The sequence below is a fragment of the Fibrobacter sp. UWOV1 genome (genome assembly GCF_900142495.1).
GTDB lineage: Bacteria > Fibrobacterota > Fibrobacteria > Fibrobacterales > Fibrobacteraceae > Fibrobacter.
Genome location: NZ_FRBA01000007.1, coordinates 44,158 through 58,793 on the forward strand (window position 1 = coordinate 44,158; position 14,636 = coordinate 58,793).

The window sequence follows — 14,636 nt, forward strand, 5'->3', positions numbered from 1 at the left end:
ATATATACTCAAAAAAACCTAAAGGACAAATAAGCGTAAACTTTTTCATTCCAAATAAAAAGCCCCCGGCTTTGAACCGGAGGCCTTTGAGTTGTTACTCACAACTGAGAACTGATTACTCAGAACTATTACACAGCGCCCTGCCACTTCATGGCATCGGCAACCTTGAGGAAGCCAGCGATGTTTGCGCCCATCACGAGGTTGCCCTTCTGGCCGTACTTGACAGCGGCAGAGGAAGCAGCGGCGTAGATGCTCTTCATGATGCCTTCGAGCTTCTTGTCTACTTCTTCGAAGGTCCAGGAGAGACGTTCGGAGTTCTGAGACATTTCGAGGCCGGAGGTAGCCACGCCACCAGCGTTAGCAGCCTTGGCAGGTCCAAAGAGAACGCCAGCCTTCTGGAAGGCTTCGATAGCTTCCGGAGTAGAAGGCATGTTAGCACCTTCGGCAACGGCCTTCACACCGTTAGCGATAAGGGCCTTGGCTCCTTCGAGGTCGAGTTCGTTCTGGGTTGCGCACGGAAGAGCGATGTCGCACTTGACCGTCCAAACACCCTTAGAACCTTCGTGGTATTCAGAACCGGGAACGAGCTTGGCGTATTCGCTAATGCGAGCGCGCTTCACGTTCTTGAGGTCGAGAACGATGTCGAGGTTGATGCCGTTCGGGTCGTAGATGTAGCCGTTGGAGTCGGACATGGTCACGACCTTGCCACCGAGCTGAGTAGCCTTCTGGCATGCGAACTGGGCAACGTTACCAGAACCGGAAATCACGACGGTCTTGCCTTCGAAGGAGTCGTTAGCGAGGTCCTTGAGCATTTCGCGAGTGAAGTAGCAGAGGCCGTAACCGGTAGCTTCGGTACGAGCGAGAGAACCACCGTAGGAGAGGCCCTTACCGGTGAGAACGCCCACAAATTCGTTGCGGATGCGCTTGTACTGACCAAACATGTAACCGATTTCGCGAGCGCCAGTACCCTGGTCACCAGCCGGAACGTCCGTGTCGGCACCGACGTGCTTGCAGAGTTCAGTCATGAAGGACTGGCAGAAGCGCATCACTTCGTTGTCGCTCTTGCCCTTAGGATCGAAGTCGGAACCGCCCTTGCCGCCGCCCATGGGGAGCGTGGTCAAGCTGTTCTTGAAGATCTGTTCGAAGCCGAGGAACTTCAGCATGGAAAGCGTCACTTCGTTACGGAGACGGATACCGCCCTTGTACGGGCCAATGGCGGAGTTGAACTGCACGCGGTAGCCACGGTTCACCTGAACGTTACCCTTGTCATCGAGCCAAGGCACGCGGAAGGTGATCACGCGTTCCGGTTCGACGAGGCGGTCGATAACGCCGTTGGTTTCCCAGGACTTGTCCTGTTCGAGGACGGGGTCGAGGGATTCGAGGAATTCACGGACAGCCTGGTGGAAGAGGGCCTGGTCCGGATCACGGGCGACGACCTTGTCATAGACTTTCTGAAGGTAAGCATTCTTGATTGCCATTTTATATATCTCCGTTGAGAGTTTTGATTGTTAATGTTTTAACGTCTGTAAAGATAGCAAAGGGGCATGACAAATAGTGAAAAACGGGCAAAAATCTTCAAAAACTTACATTTTTGTAAGTTAGTATTTTGCAAGTTTTCAAAATTGCCTTTCTCCTTTAAATTTCAAGGCACACAAACTACGAAACCTACATTTTTGTAAGTTTAGCATTTTTCAAAGAGAATGTAAATAAAGTTTTACAACGTTTAGTGAAAATTGGATTTCACATTATGAAAAAACCCGCCCTCAAAAGGCGGGTTTTTAAGCAAATTTTCGATGTCTATTCGCGACTACTAGTAAGCCTTCACCGTGAATATTTCGCTCGCTCGAGCCGAGATAACCCGCACTCGGAACACACCCTTACCCTGAATCTTGAACTGAAGGTTGTGACCTTCGCCCTTGATTTCCTGCAAAAGCTTACCGGTCAGGTCAAAGACCTGCACCCTGAAAGGCATATTCAAGACCTGAGAAACGCTCACCATGGAACCGTTCGAGGCCAGATTGAAATTCTTGGTCAAAGAAAGACGCGGGATGATTGCATCGCTGGTATCTTTCTTGGTGGTGTCCTTCTTGACTGTATCCTTGCTAACGGTATCTTTCTTGACGGTGTCCTTTTTGGCAACAGACTTGACACCAAGTTCTTCGTCGGTCTTCGGAGCCTTCTTACTCAAGATGTAGCCGAGAGCACCCACCATCGGAGCATTCATGTCGACGCAGACTTCATTAAGCTGCCAGTTCGACACATCGCCACTGTGGTTGCCGTCGTTAAAGTTTCCAGCAATCATGCCGCCCAGATACTTGTTCTTTTCAGGAGCATCGCCCATGCCGCCAACTTCACGACCCGGATCTTCGTTGCCATAGTAGCCACGATGATGCGGACGCTTAGGAGCATTGGCACCATTCTTGGTAAAGCCCACCACATAAGACTTTTTGTTGCTGTTGTCGCCGAGCAAGTAAGCGACGTTCTTTTCAATCATGCTATCGTAGGAATCATCGTCGAACAGCTTGGAATAAAGAGCATAGAGGAAGGCGCCGCCAGAGGGGGTACGCACATGGAAATGGTCGCTATTGCTGGTTTCACCCTTGAACACGTCATTGGACATATTTTCCTGGTAAAGCTTTTCCAGGAAACGTTCCACATCTCTGTACTGTCCACCGGGTTCAAGACCAAGGGCACCGGCACCCATCACCACGGAAAGCGGAACTGCGTTACTGTAAGAGAATCGGGTATACATACCCTTCAAGAATTGAAGATCATTGAAATACTTTTCAGCGTCTTTCTTGTAGGATTCGTCCTTTGTCGTACGGTAAAGTTCCAAGGCGGCAAGGAACACGCCGTCCTGTGTACGGCCATCCCACCAGGTAGATTCATAGAAACCACCCGAAGTCGTCACGCCCTTATGGTTTTTGGAATAACCGTATGCAACCTTTGCTGCATCAAGGTACTTCTTCTGGTTCGATTCTTCGGGATCCATACGGGCCATCACGGCAAGCATAGCGGCAGCCATACCCGGCGTGTAAGAATCGTTTGCATTACCGGTAATCGAGCGAGGTTCGCCACCTTCGCCGGAACCCAGCGTACTCATCATGCCGGCGGTGACCCATTTCTGGTGGTCGGCATTGCCATCACCCTTCACGGTCACAAAGTTATTGCCATCGATTGCGGCCTTGACCCAGAAGTCCGCTTCATAACGGAGTTCTTCGAGCAAGTCACGTTCCTTGTTAGGCTTGCCGCCCTTCATGGAATAGTCCTTACTGGCCTTGTAGTCGGAATAGTCGCCCGTATAAAGGTCGTAGAAACCTTCGGTAAATTCTGCGTAAGCCAAAGCGAGCACGTAAGAGGCGAAGCCCTGGGACTGACCATACATCACGTGGTCGCCGCAGTCAAACCAGCCGCCGCTCACATTCTTGCCGTTGTAGCTATCCTTTGTAAAACTGGTTGGGTGATTGGTGCCATCCAGAATCCAGTTGGGGCCTTCACCTGAACGCTGCGCCCCGAAAAAGCGGGTGGTCATCCAAGCTGCTTCTACATAATCATCTGTGCTGAGCGCTGCAAAAGCCGTTGTCGTGGCCAAACCCAAAAAGGCCAGACCCGAAAAAAGGTATTTTTTACAATTCATGACTTTCTCCAAAATTGACCACACCGCAAACCCAAAGCCAATATAGCATATTTTGAAGATTTTTCACACGAAAAGAAAGTTTACAAGATAGTATCTATCAACGTTTTATGTAAAATTCCGTTACTAAAAATAACCTGTTCGGCATCCACGAACTGCATGGGAGAGCCGTCAATATGAGTCGACTTGCCACCGGCCTCTTCGACAAGCAAGGCAATGGCCGCAATATCCCACGGGTAACTCATGGTCATCACAAAGCAGTCCAGGCGCCCGCAGGCCGTAAAGCAACCTTCGATCACCGCCGAACCAAAGCACTTGACACGTTCGAAAGTTTCTGCCTCGCGAGCGAAATTCTTGGAATTCTGGGCGTTGATTTTGGCCACGTCACCCACGTTAAAGTCGCCGTTAGATACAATCGCGTGTACCGGGTCCGACTCGTCGCTCACATGGATAGGCTTGCCGTTCATGAAGGCGCCCTCGCCCTTTATCGCGGTATAGAGTTCACCCAGACGCGGCAGATTCACGATCGCAACCAGGGGCTTGCCTTCAAAGTGAAGCGCAATCGAAATTCCCCAGAACGGAATTCCGCGGCTAAAGTTCACGGTACCATCGACCGGATCGATAATCCAGCGGTAACGCGGATCCACCCCCTCGATAACGCCAGCTTCTTCGGTGCGAATGGAATGTTCCGGAAACGCCTTGCGGAGTCCTTCGACAATCAGCTTCTCGCTTGCTATGTCTGCACGGGTCACCACATCTTTCTTGGACTTGTACTTGACACCGCCCAAGTTCTGCTGTATTTCAAGACAAAGAGCCCCCGCTTCCTTAGCAAGCGCCTCTGCAACTTTTAAATAATCTTGATTTTCCATTTGTAATCAGCTCCGAATTCCGAAATCCGAAATCCGAATTATTCCTTGTATGCGCAGCACCTGAACCCGATGCTTGTAGACCTGTAGTAGTTCGACGCCCCGCGGTAAGCGACACGCTCGCCCGTTAGGAACACGACCTCGATATGGTCCGGCACATATTTCATGCCGTTGGAAATGGATTCAAGCCATTCATCGCCGCCCTGCTTGTATTCTGCATAAGGCACATAGTCCGTGCCCACGGAATTTCCGCTAGAATCCTGAATATCAAAGAACTGCAAGGTATCCTTGAAATCTTTCTTGGTGAGCACCTTGTACAAGGTTCTCGAAGTATCGGCGGTATAAACGGTATCGACCCTGGTGCCCTCACGATACAGGAATACGGAATCAGTCGTATAGGCCAAACGGGTAAAATACGGGAAATAGCGGTTCGTGCAAAGAGCCTGCGTTTCACGGCCAAACTCGCCACTTTCAAGCCCGCCCATCACGCGGTAAGAACCACCCTTGACCACAGCAATCGTATCTTCAGAGCGGCCCCTCACCCATTCCTGGTACTGGCCCGGCAAATCGCGAATGCCCATCGGGTTCATGCAACGGGAACTGCGCTTGACAGGATTGGCCGCCGATGCAGAATCGTTAGTCGCCACATTGCAGTACTTGAACAAGAATTCAGCCGTTTCAACAGTATCGTCCTGAACCACGCCATAGGCAAGCGTTCCGCCCGAAAGGCAAACGAGTTCCCAGTCGCGTTCGTTACACAGACTCACCTTGAAACCGCTTGCCGAAATCGCTTCGCAAGTTGCAAGAGCTTCGGAATGCAAAACGTTCGTCATGAATTCGCCCGAATCATTCTGGTGTTCCATGCGTTCCATGCAGAAGTAATTGGTATCGGAAGCCTTGACCGCGACAAAGCCTTCAGGGCATTCTATTTCGTTTGCGATCGCTCCCGGAGAAACCGCAATCGTGTCGACCAGCGGTACAGACCAGTAACCGGATTCATCGATTGCAATAATCCGAAGCACAAGCGTATCGCCCGGGGCGACATAACGGATCGTGTCAGAAATGAACTTGCCCGTAGCGGAAACCTTCATGGTATCGCCCGAAGGCTTGTAAAATTTGGTGTAGCGGTCCAGGGTATCTACATCGCTGCTAATCACCCACTGTTCGGTGTAACGGTCCCAATATTCAACCCTGTACTTTATCACCTTTTCGTAGCACAAGTTGACAAGGCATGTATCCGGAATCGTCAGAACGGTATCGACCTCGATGTCGTGTTCGCGCTTGTACGGGTCTACGCTTTGGCTCCAGAAAATGAGCAGGCGGTTATTGCTGTCAAGCCTTGCCATTTCGGGGTACAAAGTATCCTTCATCGTAAATATCTTGGTGGGCATCAAGGGAGCGACAGAATCCGTCGTATTGATGGTAAGCCATGCGCGCATGTCCAAACGGTCTACACCCGTATAGTTGCCACAAGTATCCCAAGTCGAATAACCAATCTTGTATTCGGCCTCAGCCTTGAGGCCTTCAATCGTCAAACGGAAAATATTGGAATCGGGGCTGTCGTTGTTGTAGCCCTTGCCGTCTGGAATGGCCAGGAACAACTCGTTCTTGCGGCTGTCGCCATGTTCTTTAGATTGCAGGAACACGGAATCCACGTTGGAATGGTAGCCCTTGTGGCGCAAGTAAAGCGTTTCGCCGGTAGAATCGATTCCGTCCGGTGATTCAAGCCGGATCTTCAGCTTGCGCAAGTCCTCGTTCTTGTTTTCGCTATAGATTCTGATATTGTAACCAAGAATCGGTCCCGAAAGTTCATTCGGCTTGTAGTGGTTTGTCTGGTCTGTCGGACGTGTCCATTCCAGAAGCGCTCCGGTAGTCCATGTAGAATCAGAGATATTGATATCGGACGGCGCAATCTTGTCGCCAAAATACAAATAAATTCTTTGAACCGTTCCCGGACGTCCACCCGAATAGTCGCAATAGAGCGCCACCATCAGGCTTTCGCGTTCCTCCACGTAATCCTGGATATACGGAGTCACGTCAATCGTGTCGAAAAGTTCTTCAGTCTTTTTGGGGAATGCAAAGCGATCGGTCGCCTTCGACTTTTCCTTGTCACCAACAGTCTTTGAAGTATCGTCCAGCACATCGTCGCCGACCCACAGGTAAATGCTGTCCAGGCTCTCCGTATCGTCCGGATAACGGAAACGGACCATAAAGCAGTAGGCACCGCTATCGGCACCCTTGGCGCACTGCAACAAGGTCGAAATATCCGAAACTTCGCGTTCTACCCTAAATTCAACAGAGCTATCGTCGTCAGAACAAGCCCAAAAAACAGCCGCCATCGAAAAAAGGACGGCAACAAACAGATAACGAATCGTCATAAACCTAGACATTATTCATAAAATAGCAAAAAACATAGTAGGAAGTAGGCAGTAGACCGTAGGAAGTAGGACAAATGCGTAAGGCGAGAGCCGCGGTCAAGTTTACTTGAACATGGCCGAGCCGAGCATTTAACGCCATTGGCGTTCGTGGCTGCGGTTATGCCATATCTGAATACAAGTATTCAGCTGCGTCATAACCTTGCACACTTTTGGTACTTGAGCAAAGCGAAAATACAAGTAGGAAGTAGGCAGTAGCGGGATAAAACAAAAAACCGGCGGTACTTGTGGTACCGTCGGCTCTAAACGATTCAAAACCGATTAGTTTTCTTCCGGGTAGACAGAAACTTTCTGACGCTTTGCATCGAGGCGTTCGAACTTCACCTTGCCATCAACGAGAGAGAACAGAGTAAAGTCTCTGCCCATACCAACGTTGGTGCCCTTGTGGAAGTGAGAACCGCGCTGACGAACGATGATGTTGCCAGCCTTGACGACTTCGCCCGCATACCTCTTCACACCAAGATATTTGGCGTTACTGTCGCGGCCGTTACGTACTGAACCTTGACCTTTCTTATGAGCCATGGATTATACCTCCTTAGCCTTACGCAGAGAGTTCTTCTTAACCTTGGCGGGCTTCGGGAGACCCTGGGCAATCTTTTCCTTGCGAGTCAGAGGCACATTCTGCACCTTCTGCTTGGCGAGGGCAGCCACGCGAGCGCGGTTGCGATCGATAACCTTGGAGTCGACCTTTGCGGATTCTGCGCCGGAGCGAAGTTCCGTAACCAGCACCTCGGTATAGCCCTGACGATGACCGTTACGACGTTCGTAACGAGTACGACGCTTCTTCTTGTAAACGATGACGGTGTCATACTTGCCGTGGGCAAGAATTTCGACCTTCACGGAGGCGTCATTCAGGACAGGGGTGCCGATTTGCACTTCTTTTCCTGCGAAAAGAAGAACGGACTTGAGCTCCAGTTCGGAACCAACAGCGGCATCGAGCGTGGGGACCTTGTAAGCCTTGCCCAGCTCAACTTTATACTGGAAACCACCTGTTTCAACAATAGAATACATTTTTGTAATCCTTTTTTGGTTGCTATTGGGACCCCAAATATAGAAAAAATCCACTCGGTGTAAAGGGATTGTGGAAAAATAGTTGGTAGAACTTAGTTGATAGAGCTTAGATGATTCCCCAAAGTTCTTAAAACAAGTTTTTCTAAGCTCTAAGTTCTAAGCACTAAGCTCTAATTTTCTATCTTTTCACCCAAAATTTCATAAAGGAAACTCGAATGAGCAAGATTTTGAGCCTTGATGGCGACTGGCAGATGATTTGGGACACCGAAGATGCCGGTATTTCTAATCGTTGGTACGCTACTTACCCCAAAGACACGCAGACAGTGCAAGTTCCCCACATCTGGGAAAGGGCATTTGACAAGCTTTTGATGTCGCACGACTGCGCCTTCTACTTCAAGCGTTTCACCATCGACGACGAAAAACAGGTTGCCAAGCGCATTTTCTTGCGTTTTGAACGCATTGCAAGCCACGCCACCGTTTGGCTGAACGGCAAACTTTTGGGCACGCACTTCGGTGCCTACACCCCCTTTATTATTGAACTGCAGAAGGCCTTGAAGCTCGGCGAAGAAAACGTGCTTTGCGTGCGTGTCGCCAACATGGGTGCCCTGAACAGCCGTATCGACTTTGGCCGCGAAAGCGCCGACGGCGCCGATGACCGCTTTGTTCACCCGGGCGAACTGCCTGTCGGCCTCCCCTGGACCCAGTACCCGTTTGGCGGTATTTTTGGCCACGTGGACCTGATTTTGGGTACCGCAGCCTTCATTTCTGACGTGAAGCTCGAACCCGATGCCGACACCCAACGCATCGCCTGCGAAATCAGCTTCAACAACCCCCGCGGTTTCCAGACCAGGCTCCGCGTGCTCATGCGTAACCCCGATGGCGACGTTTACGAGCAGTTCGTGAACAACCTGAAGCTCGACAAGGAAAACATGACCCAGCGTTTTGTTTTCGAAGTCAAGGAACAGCAGCGCCACAAGTTCCAGTGGAGCCCCGAACACCCGAACGTTTACGCCATTGAATTCCAGATGGAAATCAAGGCCGGCAAGGAAAAGGACGGCAAGGAAATCAAGCGCGCCGAATACGCGTTCCCCGTGGTGCGTACCTTCGGTTTCCGCAAGTTCGACTGCCTCAAGGGCGACTACTACCTGAACGACCAGATTTTGAAGATCCAGGGCATCACCTACAACCAGCAGTGGAGCGAAGGCGGCCTCTGGACATTCGACAACCCGAAACTCGAAAAGGACCTGCAGGCCGTGAAGGCTGCCGGTTATAACGCCATTCGTAGCTGCGGCGCTCCGCTTTCTACCCAGGCACTCGACATTTGCGACAAACTCGGTCTTATCGTGTTCCAGGAATTCCCGATCCACACCATGAGGTCTACCGCCCAGGGTCTTGAAATCGTCAAGAAACTGATCAACGACATCGTGGCAGAACAGCACCACCACCCCTGCATTGGCGCATGGGTCATGGGTGCCGAGAACGGCACGCTCCTGTTGCAGAACGGCAACAAGCTTTTGAACGCCATTAGCCCGGTCGACATGACTCGCCCGGTTATTAGCAACCTGAACAGTATCTATATCGACAACGAAGGAAACTTCCGCAAGGATACTGGCAAACTCTTGCCGGTTACGGTCGACAAGATTTCGACTTACGCCACTCTGCGCATGAACCCGCGCATGACGCCGAACGCCGCCTACACGCACTTCTTGGCACACAGCTTTGACCGCGACGCCGAAGAAATTTCCGTGCCCGACACTGGCCTTGGCGATAGCCACTTCCAGGACGAAGAAGAAAATGTAGTGAGCGACATCAACAACAAGATGCTGGTGACACTCAAGAACCACACTCTCCTCCCGGAAACGGCCACCAACATCAAGGGACCGCGTAGCGCCAAGAACCAGAAGGCCATCAAGAACGCCATCAAGGCCGTAGAAACCTTCGTGGAAAGCGACATGTCCATTTGGAAGGACTACAAGAGCTTTGTGGCCGATGCAAACCGCATCGCCATCAAGAGTAAGCTCGACCAGATTACCGCCCTCCAGAGCAACCCGCAGATTGCCGGTTTCTTCTTGGACCAGTGGGCAGACTGCGGTACCGAATTTGACGGCCTGTGTGACGAAAACCGCGTAAGCAAGGGTTTTGAAGAATTCTCGAAGGAAATCACGACCCCGAGCCGCGCCCTCGTGAGCGAACTGGAACACGTGGTCGCCCCGCAGAGCGAAATCAGTTTCCAGGTGACGCTATTGAACAACAGCCGTTACGAAGACGTTTCTGTCGAAGTCAAGCTCGTTGACGACAACGGCAAGGAACTCGCCACCGACAAGATTTCCCCTGAAGAACCTGCCGGCAAGACAAGCCTTACGCAGATGGGCATTTGCACCATGATGGCCCCGCGCACCGAAGGCAAGTACAAGCTGCAGGTCACGCTCATCAACGACGGCAACAAGATTCACACGACCGAAGAAGACTTAATCGTGATCGCCGAAGCCGACGTGAAGGGCGCCATGAGGAAGGTTTGCTTCTTGGACAACAGCGAAGAATCGAGCGACGCCCTCGCTGCCCTCACGGGTCCGGAACAGGTCATCTTTACTGCAAACCTGAGCTCCTGGCCCGATGAAATTCTGGACAAGATTGTAGACGTGGTGAAGAACGGCGGCAAGACGCTCTTGCTGTCTGACCTCACGCAAGAAGATATCGACTACATGAACCAGAGCCACCAGTTCGACTGCAACATCGAATCTCACTGGAGCACGGGCGCAAACGAACTCAGCCTGCACTACTTGCCCAAGGGTTCTGAACTTGCACCGGTATTCGGTGAAGCATCTGTTCTCGACAGCAATGCAGCCGCCGTGATGCCGAGCATTTCGCTGAACGAACTGCCGGGCGCCAAGGTGTTCGCACGTTCTGTCACGCTAAAGGATGGCGAAGTGAAGACCGGTTCGGACCTGCAGCTCTACCCGTTCGGTAACGGCAAGATCATGTTCAACCAGTTCAACGTATTCGAAGGCCTGGAAACGAACGTGCTCGCCGACAAGCTGTTCGCGACTATCGTGAATTTGCTGTAAAAGATTCGAACAAAAAAAAGGACTCGGTGCTCCCCGAGAGAGAAGGATTGCACCGAGTCTAAACACCCAAGTCCGATACCTTGCGACTATAAACCCTCGTCGCGGGTAAAAACAAACCTGTACGATACTAACTTATACTCCAATGTGATGAAAATCAAGTTTTACAATGTAAAACAATTTATACATCCACATGGATTGCACAAAAAAGGATAAAAACGGCTTATGACTTGCTCCAATTTGAAATATTCCAACTTGGAAGAATACTCCGACCTTCTGGCCAAAAACGCCCAGAAGGCAAGCAAGGCGCTCCGTACCCTCCCGGGCGAAAAGCGTAGCGCCGTGCTGAACCGCGTCGCCCAGATTCTGCGCGACCGTAAGCCGGAAATCCTTGCTGCAAACAAATTGGACCTGGAAGCCGCCGCCGGAAAGCTGGACGACGCCAAGATGGACCGTTTGACATTGAACGACGCCCGCATCGAGGCCATGGCCAAGGGGGCCGAAGAAATTGCCGCCTTTACCGACCCTCTGAACCGGGTGCTGGAAAGCCGCGAACTGAAGAACGGAATCAAGATTAGCCGCGTGGCCGTGCCTATCGGTTCCGTGTTCTTCATTTTCGAAAGCCGCCCGAATGTGACGATTGACGGCGCATGCCTTTGTTTTAAGGCGGGCAACGCCGTAATTTTGCGCGGTGGCAAGGAATCGCTGAATTCCGCCAAGTGCCTCGCCGGCATTTTCCACGAAGCCCTCGCCGAAAACGGCATTGACGAAGACGCCGTGCAACTCGTGACAGAAACGAGCCACGACTTGGTGGGCATGCTTTTGCAGCGTAACGACTGTATCGATCTAGTGATTCCCCGCGGCGGCGAACGCCTGATTCGCGCCGTGGTGGAACAGAGCAAGATTCCCGTGATCAAGCACTTCAACGGCATCTGCCACGTGTATGTGGACAAGTCCGCCGATATGGACAAGGCGGTGAACATTCTGATTAACGCCAAGACGCAGCGCACCGGCGTGTGCAACGCCATGGAATGCGTGATTATTGACCGCCACATTGACGCGGCAACCGTCAAGAAACTCATTGATTGCCTCGCCGACCGTGGCGTGGAACTCTTCGGCAATAAGGACGCCCAGAGCCACGACAGCCGTATCAAGGACATCGGCGATGACAGCAATTACCACCACGAATACCTGGCCCTCAAGGCAAGCGTCAAGTTCGTGGACAACGTGGCCGAGGCCTGCGACCACATCGAAAAGAACAGCAGCCGTCACACTGAAGCGGTAGTCGCCGAAGACACGAGCGTGCAGGACTACTTCGTGGCGAACGTGGACAGCAGCAGCGTGATGGTGAACGCGAGCACCCGCTTCGCCGACGGTGGCGAATACGGCCTCGGTGCCGAAGTGGGCATTTCGACTGACAAGTTGCACGCCCGCGGCCCCATGGGCGTGGAAAGCCTTTGCACCTACAAGTGGGTCTTGCGCGGGAATGGGCAGGTGAGAGGATAATTCGGAATTCGGATTTCAGAGTTCGGATTTTGGGAATAAAATGTCATTTCCGCGAAGGCGGGAATCTCCTTTAATAAACAAGAACTGCTAACTAGTTATGAAATTTGAAGATTTAATCAAAGAAATTAAGTTTGAAGTGGTCGTGGACGGTGTTGCACTTGCGCCGGCAATTGTGCAGGACGCCGACAAGGGTGACGTACTCATGATGGCCTGGATGAACGAGGAAGCCCTCCGCCGCACGCACGAATGCGGCGAAATGGTGTTCTGGAGCCGCAGCCGCAAGGAATACTGGCACAAGGGCGACACCAGCGGCAACGTGATGACCGTAGTGGAATGGGCTGCCGACTGCGACTCTGACGCATTGCTCTTTAAGGTCCGCATGCAGGGCCCGCAAGTCGCCTGCCACACGGGCGCTCGCAGCTGCTTCTTCAAGACGTGCGAAAAGTAAGACAATCAGGTGAAATGTAAGCGGCGTTGCCGCAATGTGTAACGTGTAGTGTGCGATGTGAGATGGGAAACTTCACATTCCTCATTTCACATTCCACACCAATAACAGGTGGTTAGCAGTATGAAAAAAATTCTCGCGCTGTTGCTCACAATGGCGATTTCAGGAATCGCCCAGGACCGTCACCAGATGGGCAGCAACTATTACGCCTACCCCACTCCGACAGCTAAATACACCAAGGCACCCGCAGGTTACAAGCCTTTCTACCTGAGCCATTACGGCAGGCACGGCAGCCGATTCCACCAGCCGGCCGACCACTATCATGCGCTGTACAATACGCTCGCAAAAGCCGATTCCGCAGGCAAGCTCACGGACCTCGGCAAGAGTCTGCTTGAACGCGCCAAGTTCCTGGACAAATATGCCGCCCCGCGTGCAGGCGACTTGACCCAGCTCGGCGTGGCCCAGCATCAGGGAATCGCGAAGCGCATGGTGAAGAACTTCCCCGAACTGTTCAAGAACAACGCCTACATCGAAGCCTACGCCAGCACCAGTGTGCGCTGCGTGGTGAGCATGGCCGCGTTCCTCGAAGAATTGCATGCGCAAAAGCCCAAGGTCGAAATTCACCAGGAATCGGGCAAGTACCTGATGAGCTTCATCAGCCCGCTCGACTTCGGGAAAATCATCGGCGAATCGAACACACCCGCATGGCAAAAAGAAAACGAAAAACTCTACAGCCACGTGAATCCGACTCGCATGATGCGCACGATTTTCAACGATTCCAACTACATCAAGAAGAATGTAGACGCAGGCGACCTCTTCAGCAAGATTTATGAAATCGGCAACAGCCTGCAAGGGAGCCCCGAAATCGATTTCAGCTTTGACGACCTGTGGACAGACGAGGATCTCGCCGCTCGCTGGCATGCACAGAACGCCTGGTGGTACAGCGTGCTGGGCAACAATCCATTCGCCAAAAAGCAGGGGCTCGAAAACGCACGTCCGCTCCTGAAAAACGTTTTGGACGAAGCCGACAAGGTGATTGCCGCCGACACGACAAAGGCCGACAAGACTGCAGCAAAGCCCGCCAAAAAGACCACGGCCACACTCCGTTTCGGGCATGACACTGTCATTTTCCCGTTCGCCGTATTGTTGCAACTAGAAAACGGTTCGATGAATACCGGCATCGAAACCGCCGACATGGAAAACCTGCACAAGGTCTGGCGCGACTATGAAATCAGCCCGATGGCCGCCAACGTACAGCTCGTATTCTACAAGTCCAGCAAGAAGGGCGCCCCGATTTTAGTGAAAGTGATGCTCAACGAAATCGAGCAAAAGCTGCCCGTGACATGCGATTCAGCGACAATAAAGAACTGCCCCGCAGCGCCTTATTACCGCTGGGAAGACATCCGCGCATTTTACGGCAAGATTGCAGCGGGCAAATAACCCGCGACAGCCTGTATAAAAGGGAAATCCCCCGCATCGGCGAGGGATTTTTTGTGTTTAAGGGTTCTGGTGTACTTCGTCTTGTCGCGGACGATTCTTGTCCGTAATGAGGCTCCGTTCTGGGAGCCGTCTATGCGTAGCGCTCGCATTCTTGCGCTTTCTGTTGCGGCATCGGCAACCTTGCCCGCCGCTTTCGTTCTGTTTTTAGCCATAACGGCCTCCTTAGGGGGTAAATAT

The 14,636-nt window shown here is 52.0% G+C and carries 11 protein-coding genes; 4 read left to right on the forward strand and 7 right to left on the reverse strand.

The window, feature by feature from the left end; genetic code table 11:
• Window positions 1–128 precede the first annotated feature (128 nt).
• The 6 genes from gdhA to rplU form a co-directional block, all read right to left on the reverse strand.
• Window positions 129–1,478 carry an NADP-specific glutamate dehydrogenase gene (gene gdhA, locus BUC02_RS10370; RefSeq protein WP_073322305.1) on the reverse strand — a complete coding sequence of 450 codons (1,350 nt, stop codon included), beginning with the start codon at window positions 1,476–1,478 and terminating at the stop codon, window positions 129–131.
• 332 nt (window positions 1,479–1,810) lie between these two features.
• Window positions 1,811–3,637 carry a glycoside hydrolase family 9 protein gene (locus tag BUC02_RS10375; RefSeq protein ID WP_073322306.1) on the reverse strand — a complete coding sequence of 609 codons (1,827 nt, stop codon included), beginning with the start codon at window positions 3,635–3,637 and terminating at the stop codon, window positions 1,811–1,813.
• A gap of 80 nt (window positions 3,638–3,717) precedes the next feature.
• A complete protein-coding gene (locus tag BUC02_RS10380; RefSeq protein ID WP_073322308.1) occupies window positions 3,718–4,503 on the reverse strand; it encodes an inositol monophosphatase family protein in 786 nt (261 codons plus the stop codon).
• Between the two features lie 38 nt (window positions 4,504–4,541).
• Window positions 4,542–6,890: a fibronectin type III domain-containing protein gene (locus BUC02_RS10385; RefSeq protein WP_254794191.1), complete on the reverse strand. Its 2,349-nt coding sequence runs from the start codon at window positions 6,888–6,890 to the stop codon at window positions 4,542–4,544.
• A 306-nt stretch (window positions 6,891–7,196) separates the two neighbouring features.
• A complete protein-coding gene (gene rpmA, locus BUC02_RS10390; protein WP_073322312.1) occupies window positions 7,197–7,457 on the reverse strand; it encodes a 50S ribosomal protein L27 in 261 nt (86 codons plus the stop codon).
• A gap of 3 nt (window positions 7,458–7,460) precedes the next feature.
• A complete protein-coding gene (gene rplU, locus BUC02_RS10395) occupies window positions 7,461–7,946 on the reverse strand; it encodes a 50S ribosomal protein L21 (RefSeq protein WP_072801234.1) in 486 nt (161 codons plus the stop codon).
• 215 nt (window positions 7,947–8,161) lie between these two features.
• Between rplU and BUC02_RS10400 the strand changes: the two genes are divergently transcribed.
• From BUC02_RS10400 to BUC02_RS10415, 4 genes are all read left to right on the forward strand, one after another.
• Entirely contained in the window at window positions 8,162–11,011 is a 2,850-nt protein-coding gene (locus tag BUC02_RS10400; RefSeq protein ID WP_073322314.1) for a glycoside hydrolase family 2 protein, read from the forward strand.
• A gap of 222 nt (window positions 11,012–11,233) precedes the next feature.
• The gene (locus BUC02_RS10405; RefSeq protein WP_073322316.1) at window positions 11,234–12,514 is read left to right on the forward strand and encodes a glutamate-5-semialdehyde dehydrogenase; all 1,281 of its coding nucleotides are present in this window, start codon (window positions 11,234–11,236) and stop codon (window positions 12,512–12,514) included.
• A 97-nt stretch (window positions 12,515–12,611) separates the two neighbouring features.
• Window positions 12,612–12,962, forward strand: coding sequence for a phosphoribosyl-AMP cyclohydrolase (hisI, locus tag BUC02_RS10410; RefSeq protein WP_073322318.1), 351 nt, complete (start codon window positions 12,612–12,614; stop codon window positions 12,960–12,962).
• A gap of 120 nt (window positions 12,963–13,082) precedes the next feature.
• Entirely contained in the window at window positions 13,083–14,399 is a 1,317-nt protein-coding gene (locus BUC02_RS10415; RefSeq protein ID WP_139261110.1) for a histidine-type phosphatase, read from the forward strand.
• On the opposite strand, the gene BUC02_RS10420 is transcribed toward BUC02_RS10415, so the two are convergent.
• On the reverse strand, window positions 14,372–14,611 hold the full coding sequence (locus BUC02_RS10420) for a hypothetical protein (protein WP_073322322.1): 240 nt from the start codon (window positions 14,609–14,611) through the stop codon (window positions 14,372–14,374). The two genes, BUC02_RS10415 and BUC02_RS10420, sit on opposite strands and share 28 nt — an antisense overlap.
• Between the last annotated feature and the right edge of the window lie 25 nt (window positions 14,612–14,636).